Origin of the sequence: Streptomyces sp. NPDC001851, assembly GCF_040297165.1 — a bacterium.
GTDB lineage: Bacteria > Actinomycetota > Actinomycetes > Streptomycetales > Streptomycetaceae > Streptomyces.
Window position 1 is genome coordinate 364,119 of record NZ_JBEOYR010000002.1, and the last position, 14,236, is coordinate 378,354.

Here is a 14,236-nt window from a genome sequence, read left to right on the forward strand (position 1 = left end):
CGCCCGCCCAAGTCTTCCGCCGGATGCCCTGAATCCAATAAACTTGCACGTACAAGCAACTATGAGGGATGCCATGTCCGACACCACACACCGCGCCACCGCCGCCGAGGGCTTAGCCCGCACCCGCCCGTGGCCGGCCCTGCGGCAGCCCGACATGCGCGTCGAGACGGTCTGAGCCAGGGAGCGAAGTTGTCCGATTCCGATATTCCAGAGAGCGAGCTGACCGAGTACGTCCGTGAGGCCGTACGGATCAGCCGCGAGCACGTCGCCAGGGGCGGCATCCCCTTCTCCGGCGTGGTGGTCAACGACGGCCGTGTCCTCGGCACCGGCTTCAACCGGGTACGCGAGGACAACGACCCGACCGCGCACGCCGAGGTGGTCGCGCTGCGCGAAGCCGCCGCGAAGTACGGGCTGCACGCCACCGCCGGGGCCACGCTGATCGCCTCCGGCGAGCCCTGTGCCCTGTGCTACATGGCCTCGCTGTACTTCAACGTCGGCCACATCGTCCACGCGGCCGACCGCAAGACGGCCGCACGGTACGGCTTCGACTACTCGGGCTCGTACTCGATCTTCGCCGAGGACCCCGCGCTCTGGCCCATCAAGGTCACCTCGCTGCAGATCCCGGAAGCGACGCAGCCGTTCGAAGAGTTCCTCGCCATGAACCGGAGGCCGATGTGACCGAGACGGAAGCCGGCGCAGTCGGCATCAAGGTCTGGTCGGACTACGTCTGTCCGTTCTGCATGCTCGCCGAGGGCCCGCTGCACGAAGCCACCCGCGACCTCGACGTCGACATCGAGTGGATGCCGTTCGAGCTGCGGCCCCACCCGACCCCGACACTGCGGCCCGAGGACGAGTACCTGCCGGAGATCTGGGCCCGTTCGGTCTATCCGATGGCCCGCCGGATGAAGGTGGACATCACCCTGCCCACCGTCTCACCCCAGCCCTACACCCGGCTGGCGTTCGAGGGCTACCAGTACGCGGCCGAACACGGCAAGGCCGCGGCCTACACACCACGTGTCCTGCGGGCCTTCTTCCAGGAGAACCGGGACATCGGTCAACTGGACGTCCTCACCGACATCGCATCCGAACTCGGCCTGGACGCAGCGGGTTTCAGCGAGGCGCTCACCGCCGGGACCTACACCGACACCCACCAGGAGGCGCTGCGGACCGCCAAGGCGTACCGCATCTCCGTGGTGCCCACGCTCATCATCGGCGAACGCCACCGCCTGGAAGGCGTCCCCACCGCGGCCCAGATCCGCAAGGCCGTGCTCGACACCCAGGCCGAACAGGCGGTCGCCCGAGGCACCGCCTGCGGGATCGACGGCTGCTGACGCTCCGGCGTGCCCGCCACCGTCCACGCACCACGGCGAACTCCACAGCGGGCCGGCCCGGCAGCGCCGGCCGCCCCCGAACGAAAGGACTTCCCATGCAGTGGCTCTACCTCGCCATCGCAGACATCTTCGAGATCACCGTCGCCATCGCGGCCGGCAAGGCCGAGGGCTTCAAGAACCGCGGGTGGACCATCGCGACCCTGGTCAGCGGTGCCATCGGGACCTACTTCCTCAGCAAGGCACTGCTGACCTTCGACGTCGGCGTCGGCTACGCCATCTGGACGTCCATCGCCGGTATCGGCATCGCCCTGCTCGGAGCGCTGCTCTTCGGCCAGCGCCTGAACTGGCGCAAGGCGCTCGGCATCGTCGTCATCATCGCCGGTGTCGTCGGCCTCCAGCTCAGCGGTGCCGCCTGAGGATCCCGCCGCCACCTGACCCGAACTCCACGAAAGGACTCGCGTACATGTCCCACACCGGCCGCTCCTCAGCCAACTCCTGGCTCACCCTCCTCCTCGCCGGAGGTTTCGAAGTCGGCTACGCCCTCTCCGTCGGTGGCAGCCACGGCTTCACCCGCCTGTCGTGGTCGCTGGTCGCCGTCGTGTTCTTCCTCCTGACGCTCTGGGCGCTGAGCGTCGCACTGCGCACCATCGACGTCGGTATCGGCTATGCCGTCTGGGCGGGAATCGGGGCAGCCGGCGCGGCGCTGCTCAGCCCCGTCTTCTTCCACGAGACGCTCACCCCGGTCCAGGCCCTCTGGCTGGCCCTCATCATCGCCGGAGTGGTCTGGCTCAAGCTCGCCGACCGGCCGCAGAACACCCCGGACCCCACCGAGGAGCCCACCGAGCGGCCTGCGGCCCAGGTCCGCTGAACCACCCTCGATGTGAGCTGCCCCGGGATGCGGACATCGCGGAGACCGGGGCGGCTCACGTTGAGGGCTCAGCCGCGCCTGAGGTGATCCGTCAGGTCCCGCAGCCTCCCCCAGGCGCCGGCGTCCATGCCGTCGCCCAGCGGATAGTGCAGGGCACGCCCCACGTGCGACGGCTCCGGGCCGGCCGGCGGGTGTTCGGCGCGCCGACGCCCGACCACGTCGGCCTCGGAGGCGCCCAGCGCGAACGCCACCGGTACGGGCGGCGCCTCAAGGCACGCCGGAACCGTCAGGTCCCGCCGGGCGGCACGCAGCAAGACCAGCAGACTGACCAGGCCATGCTCGGCATCGAGCGCCCCGAGCAGCGGCGGGATCGCCTTGAGCGGCGGCTCCTCGTCGCAGCCGTAACCGAGTGCCAGGGTGATGTCCTCCTCGACGCCCCTCGGCGTGCGCAGCACTCGGACCGTGGCCAGAGCCGGTCGTTCGGGGTGCCCGACGGCGATCAGGAAGGTGGGTCGGGGAGAGCGAGCCCGGGCAAGGTCGGTGATCTCCCTGGTGGACCACGGCAGATTGACCGGTTCGGCGGTGCTCCAGCCGGCAGGTGGGGCGCCGGTGAGGTGGCGCCAGGCGGTCTCCAGGGCATGCCCGAGAGCGAGCGACTCGGTCGGCCGGTGCCGGGTGCGCAGGGTCAGCAGGAGCTGGCGGTCACCCGTGTCGGCGGCCGTCGCGAAGGGCACCGACACCGACACTCCGCCGCGCTCGTCGCGTACAGGGGAGAACGTGCCGTCCTTCCAGCGGAGTTCGGCCCCGGACAGCCCGTCGTAGTAACCATGGTCGGGATCCTGGATCACCCATCGGTTCGGCAGGCCGCGCAGCGCGGTGCGGGTGGGCAGCGTCAGACGCGCCGTGGGCGGGGTGACGATCTGCAGACTGCGGTCGGCACCCGAAGCGGTGCGGAAAGCGTCGGACAGCCAGTTGGTCAGAGCGATCACCGGTCTGTCCTGGATGACGACACCGGTCGCCTCCGTGAGAACGTCGATCGCTGGGGCGTCGGTGACCGGGACGGGGACCGCCGAGACGTCTGTGGCCAGGGGCACGACGTCGGTCGTGGCGGCCTCCGGCGGCCAGACCGCCCCGCCCAGCACGGTGGCCAGGCGTCCGGCGAAGGAACCCGCGAGCCGGCCGGCATCGGCGACGGCCGTAGAGGCGCGCGCCTCCGTCCACCACACCGGCCCGCCGTACGCCGCGCCCGGCAGGAGGCGCTCGATCTCACCGGGGACCTGGACCAGGACAGGTGCCTCCACGGCTGTCGCACAGCGGGTTGCGGCAGCAACGACGTTGAGGGCCAATGGCGGGTTCCTATCTGTCGACCGCCATGGTGCCCGTGACCTTGTCATGCAGACACTGCTGGTACGGCCTGTCCCAGCTGCACCACAGCGCGTTGAGGAGACCGAGCACCGGCACGACGAGCGACACCAGCCAGAACCACTCCCGGCCGAGGGCCTGCCAGAAGCCGATGGGCCGCCCGGACGCGCGACGCACGATGCGTACGCCGCACAGGCGCTTGCCGAGCGTGGAGCCGAACAGATAGAGGGGGAGGGGAAAGTAGAGGGTGAGCCAGCCGAAGAGCCAGATGATGAGCAGCGCGCGGACCCCGGGTCCACCGCCGGCGTCCATCCACCACATCAACGGCAGGCCCAGGGTGAAGTAACCGACCGCGCAGAACAGCAGGTCCAGCGCGCGCTCCCAACCTGGACCCGAGGTCAGCAAGCCAGTGCGGGGGTGTCAGTGCCGCGCTGCCCGGATGCATCGGGTAGGCCGGATGAACCGACGGCTGCTGCCCCTGGGGCTGCTGTGGGTCCTGCGGATACGCCGGGTACTGCGGCAGAGTCGACATCCAGTCTTCCTGTCTTCGGATCTTCTTGTCTCCCGCCCAGGGCCTTCTTCCGCATCAAGCCGGCTCCGAACGGCCGAGCCAGGATGGGTGCGGACCGCTCAGAACAGAGGGAGGTGGGTCCCGCGTGGGGCGGCCATCCGGGCCGGGTCTGCGCCCGCGTCGCCTCTTCCGACCTGCGTCACCCGAACGTGCGCACGCCCCTCCGACCCTTGATCCCTTCCACGAACACGGCCCAGGAGACGGCAGAGAGAACCAGCGGGTGGGCGGACGGGGCCTTGCTGTCACGCACGGGGACGATGCCGGGGTAGCCGTCGACGACCTCGACGCAGTCGTTGTCTCCCCCTTCGCTGTAACTCGACTTGCGCCACACGGCGGTGCTGAGGTCGGGGGTGCGCGTCATGATCTGTGCTCCTCCAGTACGTCCCGGATGAACGTGAGCGAGTCCGACGGGGACAGCGCCAGGTCGCGGAGCCGATCGTAGGACAGTCGTTGCCGCAGGACTTCGTCCGGATCTTCGATCAAGCGGCTGCACCCGTTGCCTTCCTTGTAGGCAACAGCACTTCCGTCCCTCTGCCAGAGCAGCGTCAGCGACCCGTTCATATGGTGGTGCGCTCCTACGGAAAACGGCAGTACTTGGAGCGTCATGTTGGGCCACAACGCGGCGGTCTCCAGATGGTGCAGCTGGTCATGCCAGGCTTTGCCCCACACAGCAGGGCGTCGGAGCGCGAACTCGTCCATGACAATCCGGACTTCGGGCTCCGGCTTCTGCTTCAGCAGGAACTGTCGCCCGAGACGTGCCGCCACTTGCTCCTCGACGGACTCGTCGCCATCAGCCGTTGTCTGGCCCCCAGACAACACCCCCCGAGCGAAGTCCTCAGTCTGCAGAAGCCCTGGAATTCCCGGCGAGAACTTCCACATGATCCGCGCCGTCGCCTCCAGCCCCATGAACTCCCTGTACTGGTCCTTGAACGCGTCCAGCCGTGCCGCCCGCCAATGGCGAACCAGCAGGTCACCGGTGCCGTAATACCCGTCCAGGTCCTCCATGACCGTCACCTTGGACAGCCGGTCCCCGGACTCCAGCCGGCTCAGGTAGCTCTTGTCGTACCCCGTCTCGTCGGCCAACTGCCCTAGCGACTTGCCCGCCTTCTCGCGCAGCACCCTCAGCGTCTGGCCCAGCATGACCCGCCCGGAAACCGGCTCCGCGTCAACGTTCTCCCCCACGTCACCCCTCCCCGTTGCCTGGCGCCCCAGGCAACACCGAACCTCTTCCGCAGCGTACGCCGGAGCTGTGACGATCGAGGCACGAACGGTAATCACCGCTCGTCAAACCCCCTGCCGATCAAGGAGTTTCGACGTGCGCGCACGTATCCCCGGACTCATCGAATCGCTGCTTCTCCTGCTCATCCGGGCCCTGCTCCCCGCCCGGGGTCGCCGCCGAGCGACCCTGCTGCAACTGCCGGACGCCGGACCGCCGTTGCCGCCGCGCAGCTGCCACCCGCACGACGGCCCCGAAGCGCGCCTCTTCCTGTACGACACCCCGCTCGTACGCCCGTACCTCCACGACGTGGAGGTGTTCGCGTGAGTGGCGGACTCCGTCTCCTGCCCTGGACCACTCCAGAGGGCAAGCCCTGCTACCTCAGCGCCGACGCCGACCGCAGCCGCCTCTCCCTCCTCGCCGACGACGTGGAGGCCGCGCAGCTCGTATCGGGGGAGCAGGTGCTCGCCGGCGCCAAGGCCGTGCTGGCGGACCGGGCGGCGGGGGAACACGCGGTGCGCTTCGCGCTGAGGAGGGCGTCGGAATCACTGACGGAGGTACTCCGGATCGCCCACAGCAGGGGCGCGCGCGTCCAGCCCCATGACCCGATCGGGTGATCGCAGGTCATTTTCCCCTGTCATATGCACAGCCGCGCCTACCGTGATCGCGTTGCTTGTGCCGCTGCCCAACCCAGCCCACACTTGAGGAGGTGCCCACCTTGACCGCTCTCGTACATGAGAGGCCCGAGACCATGTCCGAGGCTACGGCTGAACCCCTGAAAGAACCCGACCTGGACGAGGTCCTGTGGCAGGCATGGAAGGCCATGGAACTCCCCGAGGGCTACCGCGCCGAGATCATCGAGGGAGCCATCGAGGTGTCGCCCACCGGTCGCCTGTCCCATGCCCAGATCATCAACCGCCTCCGCAATGGGCTGGTGCGCTTCCTGGGGGAGGGAGAATACGCGGCCTTTCAGGACACCAACGTCATCCACCAGCGCACGGCATGGGTTCCGGACCTTCTGATCGCACCGGAAGACATGGAGTCGCACGCTGACGAGGAAGGACTGGGCCTGGTCGCTTCAGCAGTCTCCCTCGTTGTCGAAGTGGCCTCTCCCGGTAACCGCAATCTGGAACGCGACAGGCTCCGCAAGCGCCGCGAATACGCCCGCGCCGGCATCCCCGTCTACGTCCTCATCGACGACTACGACGGTCAGGGCGCCGTCACCCTCTTCACCGGCCCTCGTCCCGACAAGGCCGACTGGGAGGACATCCACCGTGTTCCCTACGGCACCGACGTGACCATCCCCGAAGGCCCCGCCAAGGGATTCGTCATCGGTGAGGCCGTCACCGGGCCCAAGCGGAGCTGACCGCACGGCGGCTTCGTAGGGTGGGCCCATGCCGGAAGAGCCCCCTGGTTCCCAGTCTGCGTACGGCCGTTGCCGCCGCACCTGCCGATGTCCCGCTCCGACTGCATCTGGCCGAGCTGCTCCTGAGTGAGGGCCAGGCGGATGCCGCCATCGCCGAGGCGGCCGTGGCCCTGCAGCACGCGCCCGGCGACCCGCAGGCACGGCAGCTCATGGCCCGTGCCATGGGAGTGCCCCAGCAACAGCCAGCTCAGCCCCATTAGCCCCAGCAGGCCCAGCAGCTCCAGCAGGCCCAGGCACAACAGACACAGCAGCAGCCCGCCGACCGCCGGGCCGGACTCGACTGGAAGGCCGCCGAGGAGTAGGTCGGCGATGTCGTGCCGCCCCGGTTCGTCGAGACCGAGGCGCCGGTGCGGGCGGACGGGGACGACGACCCGGGAGACGCCGAGGCCTGGGACGTGGAGCAGCCGGGAAGCGTGCGGCTTGCCGATGTGGGCGGTATGCAGGAGGTGAAGGACCGGCTGGAAGCCGCCTTTCTCGCCCCGCTGCGGAACCCCGAGTTGAGGAAGCTGTACGGGAAGAGCCTGCGGGGCGGGCTTCTGCCGGACGGTCCCGCGCGTCCTCTTCTGGGCGGGTCTGGTGCCGATCGCGGCGACGATCTGGTTCGACCGGAGGAAGACCACCTAGCCGGAAACAGGGCAATTCCGGTGAGACCTCAATCAATGAGTCACCTGCCGTACCCTCTACCCATGAGCAGCGACGACACCGTACGGGCCTTCCCCGCCCGCTCCATCGAGACCCATTCCGCGCTCACCCCGGACCAGGCCGAGGCCGTGCTGGCCCTGCTCGCCGAGGCCGCCCGGGTCGACGGGCAGCAGCCGGTGTCCGAGCAGGGCCGGCTGCAACTGCGCGGAGGCCCCCGCGAGGGCGTCTCGCATCTGCTGCTGACCGTCGGCACCGAACTCGTCGGCTACGCCCAGCTGGAGGACACCGACCCGGTGGAGGCGCCGGCCGCCGAACTCGTCGTCCACCCCGCGCACCGCGGACACGGGCACGGCCGGGCGCTCGGGTCGGCGCTGCTCGCCGCCTCCGGCAAGCGGCTGCGGGTGTGGGCGCACGGCGGACACTCCGCCGCCCGGCACCTCGCTCAGGTGCTCGGCCTGACCCTGTTCCGCGAACTGCGCCAGATGCGGCGGCCGTTGACCGACCTGGCGCTGCCCGACCCGGTACTGCCGGAGGGCGTGACCGTGCGCGCCTTCGTGCCCGGCAAGGACGACGCGGCCTGGCTGGAGGTCAACGCCGCCGCCTTCGCCCACCACCCCGAGCAGGGCTCGCTGACCCAGCGGGACCTCGACGACCGCAAGGCCGAGCCGTGGTTCGACCCGGCCGGGTTCTTCCTCGCCGAGCGGCGCGGGGAGTTGATCGGCTTCCACTGGACCAAGGTGCACGCCGAGGAGGGGCTGGGAGAGGTCTACGTCCTCGGGGTGCGCCCCGGTGAGCAGGGCGGCGGTCTCGGCAAGGCCCTCACCACGATCGGCCTGCGCCACCTGGCCTCCCAGCAGCTGCCGACCGCGATGCTCTACGTCGACGCCGACAACCAGGCGGCGGTGTCGGTGTACGAGCGGCTGGGCTTCAGCACGTACGAGACGGACCTGATGTACCGCACGGAGACCTGAGCACCGCCCTCCCTCGCAGGGGCGGGGCGGCGACGGCCCCGCCGGGTTCCGGCTCGTCCGCGCGGCGTACGGCGACCGCGGTCGCGGCGTGGGCCGGCGGGGACCCGGTACCGGCCGCCACAGGGTGACGTCCCCGGCCGGGAACGAGCAGCGGCACGGCCGTCACCACAGGCCCCGCACCGGGCGCCGCCAAGGCGACCCGCAGCCCTGCCCGCAGCACCCGCCGGACCGGCACCGAGGCCGCGGCCGGGGGCCGTGCCAGTGCCAGTGCCAGTGCCAGTGCCAGTGCCACCGGCGCGGCCGGGAACCGTGCCGGTGCCCCCGCCGCACGCCCGCATACCGACGCCCTGCCGCCCGCCCCCGCATACCGACGCCCTGCCGCCCGCCCCCGCATACCTGCGCCCGGCCGGTCCGCCCCCGCCGCACACCCCGCAGGCCGACCACCCGTGCCCTCGCCTCCCAGGCACCGCCGCCACCACAAACGCCCTGCTCCCAGCTCGCCCCCGCCGCACGCCCCGCATACCGACGCCCTGCCGGTCCGCCCCCGCCGCACGCCCCACAGCCCGACCACCCATCCCCTCGACTCCGAGGCACCGCCGCCACCGCAAGCGCCCCGCTCCCGGCCCGCGCCGGCCCCGCGTCGGCGAAGGGCACGGGCACGGGCGCGTCACTCACGCGGCCAAGACCCTCGGGAGCCGCCCCCCGCTATCCCGCACGTCATGTCTCCGTAACCATTGATTCAGCCAGGCTTGCGACGCTCGGCCAATGAAGCCCGCCGTGCCAGAGCCTTCGCCGCCCCCCGAGGGGGCCGCGGGAAACGGGACCGTGACGCTCCCACCCGCACGTTCCGACGCGCCCGTCTCGCCCCTGGCGCGGAAGAATGGGTTCATGAGTCAGCAAGACACCCAGGCAGCCGAGGTCCAGCACGTCCAGCCCTCCGTGGGCTCCATCGCCGCGCACCGCCCGCACACGGTGTCCGCGGCCGTCTCCGACCTGGAACCCGACATCGATGCCGACCTCGACGCATACGAGGAGTCGCAGGTCGACGGCGCACCGTTGCCGCAGGGCCGGTTCCTCGACCGGGAACGCAGCTGGCTCGCCTTCAACGAGCGCGTGCTGGAACTGGCCGAGGACCCGAACACGCCCCTACTGGAGCGCGCGAACTTCCTCGCGATCTTCGCCAGCAACCTGGACGAGTTCTTCATGGTCCGGGTGGCGGGTCTGAAGCGCCGCATCGCCACCGGCGTCGCGACACGGTCCGCCTCGGGGCTGCAGCCGCGCGAGGTGCTGGAGATGATCTGGGCCCGCTCGCGGGAGCTGATGGCCCGGCACGCCGCCTGCTACCACGAGGACGTCGCCCCCGCACTCGCGGACGAGGGCATCCACCTGGTCCGCTGGAACGAGCTGGCCGAGAAGGAGCAGGCCCGCCTCTTCACGCTCTTCCGCCACCAGATCTTCCCCGTCCTCACCCCGCTGGCCGTGGACCCCGCGCACCCGTTCCCGTACATCTCCGGCCTGTCCCTGAACCTGGCCGTCGTCGTACGCAACCCGGTCAGCGGCCACAAGCACTTCGCCCGGGTGAAGGTGCCCCCGCTGCTGTCCCGCTTCCTGGAGGCCGCCCCGGGCCGGTACGTCCCGCTGGAGGACGTCATCGCCGCCCACCTGGAGGAGCTGTTCCCGGGCATGGAGGTGCTGGAGCACCACGCCTTCCGGCTGACCCGGAACGAGGACCTGGAGGTCGAGGAGGACGACGCCGAGAACCTCCTCCAGGCCCTGGAGAAGGAGCTCATGCGGCGCCGCTTCGGCCCGCCGGTGCGCCTGGAGGTCGAGGAGTCCATCGACCGCGAGGTACTGGACCTGCTGGTCCGCGAGCTGAAGATCTCCGAGGCGGAGGTGTACCCGCTGCCGGGCCCGCTCGACCTCACCGGTCTGTTCCGGATCCACTCCCTCGACCGGCCCGAGCTGAAGTACCCGAAGTTCGTCGCCGGCACCCACCGCGACCTCGCCGAGGTCGAGTCGGCCTCCCCGCCGGACATCTTCGCCGCCCTGCGCACCCGGGACGTGCTGCTGCACCACCCGTACGACAGCTTCTCCACGTCCGTGCAGGCCTTCCTGGAGCAGGCGGCGGCCGACCCCGACGTCCTCGCGATCAAGCAGACCCTGTACCGCACCTCCGGCGACTCCCCGATAGTCGACGCGCTCATCGACGCCGCCGAGTCCGGCAAGCAGGTCCTCGTCCTGGTCGAGATCAAGGCCCGCTTCGACGAGCACGCCAACATCAAGTGGGCGCGCAAGCTGGAGGAGGCCGGCTGCCACGTCGTCTACGGCCTGGTCGGCCTGAAGACGCACTGCAAGCTGTCCCTGGTGGTGCGCCAGGAGGGCGAGACCCTGCGCCGCTACAGCCATGTCGGCACCGGCAACTACCACCCGAAGACCGCCCGCCTGTACGAGGACCTGGGCCTGCTCACCGCCGACCCGCAGGTCGGCGCGGACCTCTCCGACCTGTTCAACCGGCTGTCGGGCTACTCCCGCCGGGAGACCTACCGCCGTCTGCTGGTGGCCCCCAAGTCCCTGCGGGACGGCCTGATCTCGCGGATCGACAAGGAGGTCCAGCACCACCGCGCGGGCCGCCCGGCCTTCGTCCGCATCAAGGTCAACTCCATAGTCGACGAGGCGGTCATCGACGCCTGCTACCGGGCGTCCCAGGCCGGCGTGCCGGTCGACATCTGGGTGCGCGGCATCTGCGCGGTCCGCCCCGGCGTCGCCGGCCTGTCCGACAACATCCGGGTCCGCTCGGTCCTCGGCCGCTTCCTGGAGCACTCCCGCGTGTTCTCCTTCGGCAACGGCGGCGAACCCGAGGTGTGGATCGGCAGCGCCGACATGATGCACCGCAACCTCGACCGCCGGATAGAGGCCCTGGTGCGGGTCGTCGACCCCGCCCACCGGGCGGCCCTCAACCGGCTGCTCGACACCGGCATGTCCGATTCGACCTCTTCCTGGCACCTCGGCCCGGACGGCGAGTGGACGCGGCACGCGGCCGACGCGGACGGCCAACCCCTGCGCAACGTCCAGGAGATGCTCATAGACGCCCGGAGGCGCCGGCGTGGCACAGCAACACCTTGACCCGACGGACCCCACGGCCGAGGTGGTGACCGGGGACGCCCTCGCGGCGTACCTGCGCGCCCGGGCCACGGAGTTCCTCCGCGCCCTGCGCCTGCACCGGGAGACCGGCGGCACCACGGCGGCCGGTGCGGAGGAATCCGTCGACGCGGCCCGTCTGCTGCGCCGCTCGGCCCGCCGCATCAGCGGCAGCCTGCACACCTTCCGCCCCCTCCTCGACCCCGACTGGTCCGAGGAGATGCGCCCCGAACTGGCCTGGCTGTCCGGCACGTTGGGTCTTGAGCACGCCTACGAGGCCCGTCTGGAGCGGCTGTTGCTGGCGTTGCACCGCCTGTCGGGTGCGACGGCCCTGCCCGCCCAGGCGGTCGACGTCGTGGCTGCGGACCGTCGGGCCGCCGGGGCGGCGCTGGTGGGCGGTGGGGCCGCGCGAGCGAAGCCGGGCGTGGGGGAGGCACCTTCCGGCTCCAGCGGCCCGGCCCAGGCGACGCCCGCGGCGGAACGCGGCAACCTGACCGTCGGCGCGGCGAAAGCGGGCGCCCTGCTCGAACGCCAGCTGACCCTGGCCCGTACCCGAGCTCACTCCACCGCCCTGCAGGCACTGGGATCGAGCCGCTTCCACGCCGTCGCCGACAGGGTCGCCGTACTCGCCAGCGAAGTCCCCCTCACCGCCCTCGCCCACACCACCGACCTGCACCCCCTGGCAGCCGCCGCGGAGGAACGGCTGACAGCCGCCGTCACCGCGCTCCCCCTGGTCACCGCGGGGCTCCCGTACAACGCGGAGGCCCTCGTCCACGGCCTGTCGCCGGATCCGTCCCCCCACCCCCAGGACGGCCCCTGGCACCAGGTCCGGCTGCTGCTGCGCCTGCACCGGTACGCCCGGGAGGTGCTGCACGGGGGCAACGCCCAGGTGGACGTCCGCCTGCTGGCGGCGGGCCGGGCACTGAACCGGCACCGGGACGCCTCGGAGGCGGCAGCGGCGGCGGCGCAGGCCGCCCGTACGCCCCGTATCGCCCCGGCGACGGCGTACGCGCTCGGTGTGCTCCACGCCGACCAGCGGCACGAGGTGGAGGCCGCCAGGTTCGCCTTCCAGCAGGCCTGGCAGAAGGAGACGGTGGAGGCGGTGTGAGCGACACCCTGGTCCTGGCGGCCGGCTGCGTCCTGTGGCGCCGTTCGCCGGTGGACGCCTCGGTCGAGATATGCCTGGTCCACCGGCCGAAGTACGACGACTGGTCCCACCCGAAGGGCAAGCTCAGGCGGGGTGAGGACGCGCTCGCGGGCGCTCTGCGGGAGGTGGCGGAGGAGACCGGGTACACGGCCCAGCCCGGCGCCGAGCTGCCGACCCTGCGCTATCTCGCCAACGGCCGCCCCAAGCAGGTGCGTTACTGGGCGGCCGAGGCGATTTCCGGCCACTTCGTGCCGAACGACGAGGTGGACCGGATCCTGTGGCTCTCCCCCGCCGCGGCCCGTGGCCGCCTCACCCAGCCCCGCGACCGTGACCTGGTGGACGCGCTTCACAGCTCCGCGGCGTGACCCTCCGCGTCCGCCCGGGCCTGGCTGCGGGCCCTGCGGGCGGGGCCGCGCCAGCCGCAGCTGCAGCGGGCCACGCAGAAGCGGCCCTCTTCGGCCGTCGTGACGAGGTGTTCCTGCCCGGACCGGGCGTGTTCCGGCCCGTCCTGCCGTGCCGAGGTGACTGTCACCCCGACAACGTTACCCACCCGTGCGCAAAGGGTTCGCACGGCTGTCCCCGCGCCCGGCCGGCGCGTGACGGCGCCTCCTACCCGTCGTTAACCGGACGACAGGGGGCCCGTGACGGACGTACCGGCTGGGGGTAGGCAGGCGATGGATCGGCGGCAGCACAGGAACGCGGGCAGGACGTTCGTCGCGGTCGGCATCATGCTCGGCCTCGGGGTGGGTGCCACGGGGTGTTCCGGTACCGGGGCCGCCGCCGAGGGCGTCAGGGGCGAGGGTGATCCGGTCGCCGTGCTGCACCGGACCGCCGACACCCTGCGCGGCGCGGGCAGTTCCAAGGCCACCACGTCCATGGAGATGGCCACGGGCGGCACCCGCGTCACCATCCGCGGCCAGGGCGTCTACGACTTCGGGCGCCGGATCGGCCGGCTCACGGTCGTCCTGCCCGAGGACCCGTCGGGCACCGCCGAGCACCAGCCGATCACCGAACTCCTCGCCCCCGGCGCCCTGTTCATGAAGAACCGGGGCGCGGGCGTGCCCGCCGACAAGTGGGTGCGGGTGGACACCGCCACGCTGTCCGACGGCAACCTGGTCACCGGCGGCGCGACCGACCCGTACGCGGCGGCCGAGGTGCTGCGCGGGACGCGGACGGCCAGCTACGTCGGCAGGACCGAGGTCGGCGGCACGGCCGTACGGCACTACCGCGGCACGGCCGATCTGCGCAGCGCGGCCCGCCTGGCCTCCGCCGAGAACCGGCAGCCGCTGGCCGCGGCGGCGAAAGGGTTCGCCACCACCCGGGTTCCGTTCGACGCCTATCTGGACGACCAGGGCCGCATCCGCAAGCTCAGGCAGCACTTCAGTTTCGTCAACAGCCGGCAGAAGATCCCCGTGGCGGTCGCCTCGACCACGCTGCTGTACGACTACGGCGCCCCCGCCGGCGTGCGGCTGCCGCGGTCGGCGGACATCTACGCGGGCCGTATCGCCGAGGGCGGCGACTAGTCCGTCCCACTCCCTCGTAAGTAGCCCGTCCGTGCCATGCG

General features: G+C 71.2%; 18 protein-coding genes. 13 read left to right on the top strand and 5 right to left on the bottom strand.

The annotated features are described in order from the left end of the window. The first annotated feature begins 189 nt into the window (after positions 1-189). The 4 genes from ABT171_RS04780 to ABT171_RS04795 all read left to right on the top strand — a co-directional run bounded on the left by ABT171_RS04780 (position 190) and on the right by ABT171_RS04795 (position 2,199). The gene (locus tag ABT171_RS04780) at positions 190-678 is read left to right on the top strand and encodes a nucleoside deaminase (protein ID WP_351239814.1); all 489 of its coding nucleotides are present in this window, start codon (positions 190-192) and stop codon (positions 676-678) included. After that, on the top strand, positions 675-1,331 hold the full coding sequence (locus tag ABT171_RS04785; protein ID WP_351239816.1) for a DsbA family oxidoreductase: 657 nt from the start codon (positions 675-677) through the stop codon (positions 1,329-1,331). Before ABT171_RS04780 ends, ABT171_RS04785 begins: the two co-directional genes overlap by 4 nt. 95 nt (positions 1,332-1,426) lie before the next feature. After that, positions 1,427-1,747 (top strand): DMT family transporter, encoded by a 321-nt coding sequence (locus ABT171_RS04790; RefSeq protein ID WP_351239818.1) that lies wholly within the window; start codon positions 1,427-1,429, stop codon positions 1,745-1,747. 47 nt (positions 1,748-1,794) lie between these two features. Then, positions 1,795-2,199, top strand: coding sequence for a DMT family transporter (locus tag ABT171_RS04795; protein WP_351239820.1), 405 nt, complete (start codon positions 1,795-1,797; stop codon positions 2,197-2,199). A gap of 68 nt (positions 2,200-2,267) precedes the next feature. Here ABT171_RS04795 and ABT171_RS04800 read toward each other — a convergent pair whose 3' ends face one another. The 4 genes from ABT171_RS04800 to ABT171_RS04815 form a co-directional block, all read right to left on the bottom strand. Beyond that, a complete protein-coding gene (locus tag ABT171_RS04800) occupies positions 2,268-3,500 on the bottom strand; it encodes a DUF6177 family protein (protein ID WP_351239822.1) in 1,233 nt (410 codons plus the stop codon). A gap of 55 nt (positions 3,501-3,555) precedes the next feature. Next, positions 3,556-3,966, bottom strand: a complete 411-nt coding sequence (locus tag ABT171_RS04805; RefSeq protein WP_351239824.1) for an RDD family protein — start codon at positions 3,964-3,966, stop codon at positions 3,556-3,558. Positions 3,967-4,271: 305 nt separating this feature from the next. After that, positions 4,272-4,493: a DUF397 domain-containing protein gene (locus ABT171_RS04810; protein WP_351239826.1), complete on the bottom strand. Its 222-nt coding sequence runs from the start codon at positions 4,491-4,493 to the stop codon at positions 4,272-4,274. Continuing rightward, positions 4,490-5,314 (bottom strand): helix-turn-helix domain-containing protein, encoded by an 825-nt coding sequence (locus tag ABT171_RS04815; RefSeq protein WP_351239828.1) that lies wholly within the window; start codon positions 5,312-5,314, stop codon positions 4,490-4,492. Before ABT171_RS04815 ends, ABT171_RS04810 begins: the two co-directional genes overlap by 4 nt. 133 nt (positions 5,315-5,447) lie before the next feature. Here ABT171_RS04815 and ABT171_RS04820 point away from each other — a divergent pair, with 133 nt between their 5' ends. The 8 genes from ABT171_RS04820 (at position 5,448) to ABT171_RS04855 (ending at position 13,037) form a co-directional block, all read left to right on the top strand. Continuing rightward, complete coding sequence (locus ABT171_RS04820; RefSeq protein ID WP_351239830.1) at positions 5,448-5,675, top strand: hypothetical protein; 228 nt, start codon at positions 5,448-5,450, stop codon at positions 5,673-5,675. Continuing rightward, on the top strand, positions 5,672-5,965 hold the full coding sequence (locus tag ABT171_RS04825) for a hypothetical protein (protein WP_351239832.1): 294 nt from the start codon (positions 5,672-5,674) through the stop codon (positions 5,963-5,965). Before ABT171_RS04820 ends, ABT171_RS04825 begins: the two co-directional genes overlap by 4 nt. Positions 5,966-6,066: 101 nt before the next feature. Further along, positions 6,067-6,714: a Uma2 family endonuclease gene (locus ABT171_RS04830; protein WP_503073668.1), complete on the top strand. Its 648-nt coding sequence runs from the start codon at positions 6,067-6,069 to the stop codon at positions 6,712-6,714. 20 nt (positions 6,715-6,734) lie between these two features. Continuing rightward, positions 6,735-6,974: a tetratricopeptide repeat protein gene (locus tag ABT171_RS41845; RefSeq protein ID WP_503073670.1), complete on the top strand. Its 240-nt coding sequence runs from the start codon at positions 6,735-6,737 to the stop codon at positions 6,972-6,974. 486 nt (positions 6,975-7,460) lie between these two features. Beyond that, on the top strand, positions 7,461-8,387 hold the full coding sequence (mshD, locus tag ABT171_RS04840; protein ID WP_351239926.1) for a mycothiol synthase: 927 nt from the start codon (positions 7,461-7,463) through the stop codon (positions 8,385-8,387). A 765-nt stretch (positions 8,388-9,152) separates the two neighbouring features. Further along, positions 9,153-11,510: an RNA degradosome polyphosphate kinase gene (locus tag ABT171_RS04845; protein ID WP_351239836.1), complete on the top strand. Its 2,358-nt coding sequence runs from the start codon at positions 9,153-9,155 to the stop codon at positions 11,508-11,510. Further along, positions 11,491-12,633, top strand: a complete 1,143-nt coding sequence (locus ABT171_RS04850; RefSeq protein WP_351239838.1) for a CHAD domain-containing protein — start codon at positions 11,491-11,493, stop codon at positions 12,631-12,633. Before ABT171_RS04845 ends, ABT171_RS04850 begins: the two co-directional genes overlap by 20 nt. Further along, on the top strand, positions 12,630-13,037 hold the full coding sequence (locus ABT171_RS04855) for an NUDIX hydrolase (RefSeq protein WP_351239840.1): 408 nt from the start codon (positions 12,630-12,632) through the stop codon (positions 13,035-13,037). Before ABT171_RS04850 ends, ABT171_RS04855 begins: the two co-directional genes overlap by 4 nt. Here the strand turns inward: ABT171_RS04855 and ABT171_RS04860 are convergent. Continuing rightward, positions 13,019-13,204, bottom strand: coding sequence for a hypothetical protein (locus tag ABT171_RS04860; protein WP_351239842.1), 186 nt, complete (start codon positions 13,202-13,204; stop codon positions 13,019-13,021). The genes ABT171_RS04855 and ABT171_RS04860 overlap by 19 nt on opposite strands. 142 nt (positions 13,205-13,346) lie before the next feature. Here ABT171_RS04860 and ABT171_RS04865 point away from each other — a divergent pair, with 142 nt between their 5' ends. Next, entirely contained in the window at positions 13,347-14,195 is an 849-nt protein-coding gene (locus ABT171_RS04865; protein WP_351239844.1) for an SCO4651 family lipoprotein, read from the top strand. The last annotated feature ends 41 nt before the right edge of the window (positions 14,196-14,236 follow it).

Excerpts from the sequence above, each read along its gene's own strand:
- ABT171_RS04790 (WP_351239818.1), top strand. The coding sequence starts at position 1,427 with ATGCAGTGGCTCTACCTCGCCATCGCAGACATCTTCGAGATCACCGTC.
- ABT171_RS04795 (WP_351239820.1), top strand. The coding sequence starts at position 1,795 with ATGTCCCACACCGGCCGCTCCTCAGCCAACTCCTGGCTCACCCTCCTC.
- ABT171_RS04810 (WP_351239826.1), bottom strand. The coding sequence starts at position 4,493 with ATGACGCGCACCCCCGACCTCAGCACCGCCGTGTGGCGCAAGTCGAGT.
- mshD (WP_351239926.1), top strand. The coding sequence starts at position 7,461 with ATGAGCAGCGACGACACCGTACGGGCCTTCCCCGCCCGCTCCATCGAG.
- ABT171_RS04845 (WP_351239836.1), top strand. The coding sequence starts at position 9,153 with ATGAAGCCCGCCGTGCCAGAGCCTTCGCCGCCCCCCGAGGGGGCCGCG.
- ABT171_RS04865 (WP_351239844.1), top strand. The coding sequence starts at position 13,347 with ATGGATCGGCGGCAGCACAGGAACGCGGGCAGGACGTTCGTCGCGGTC.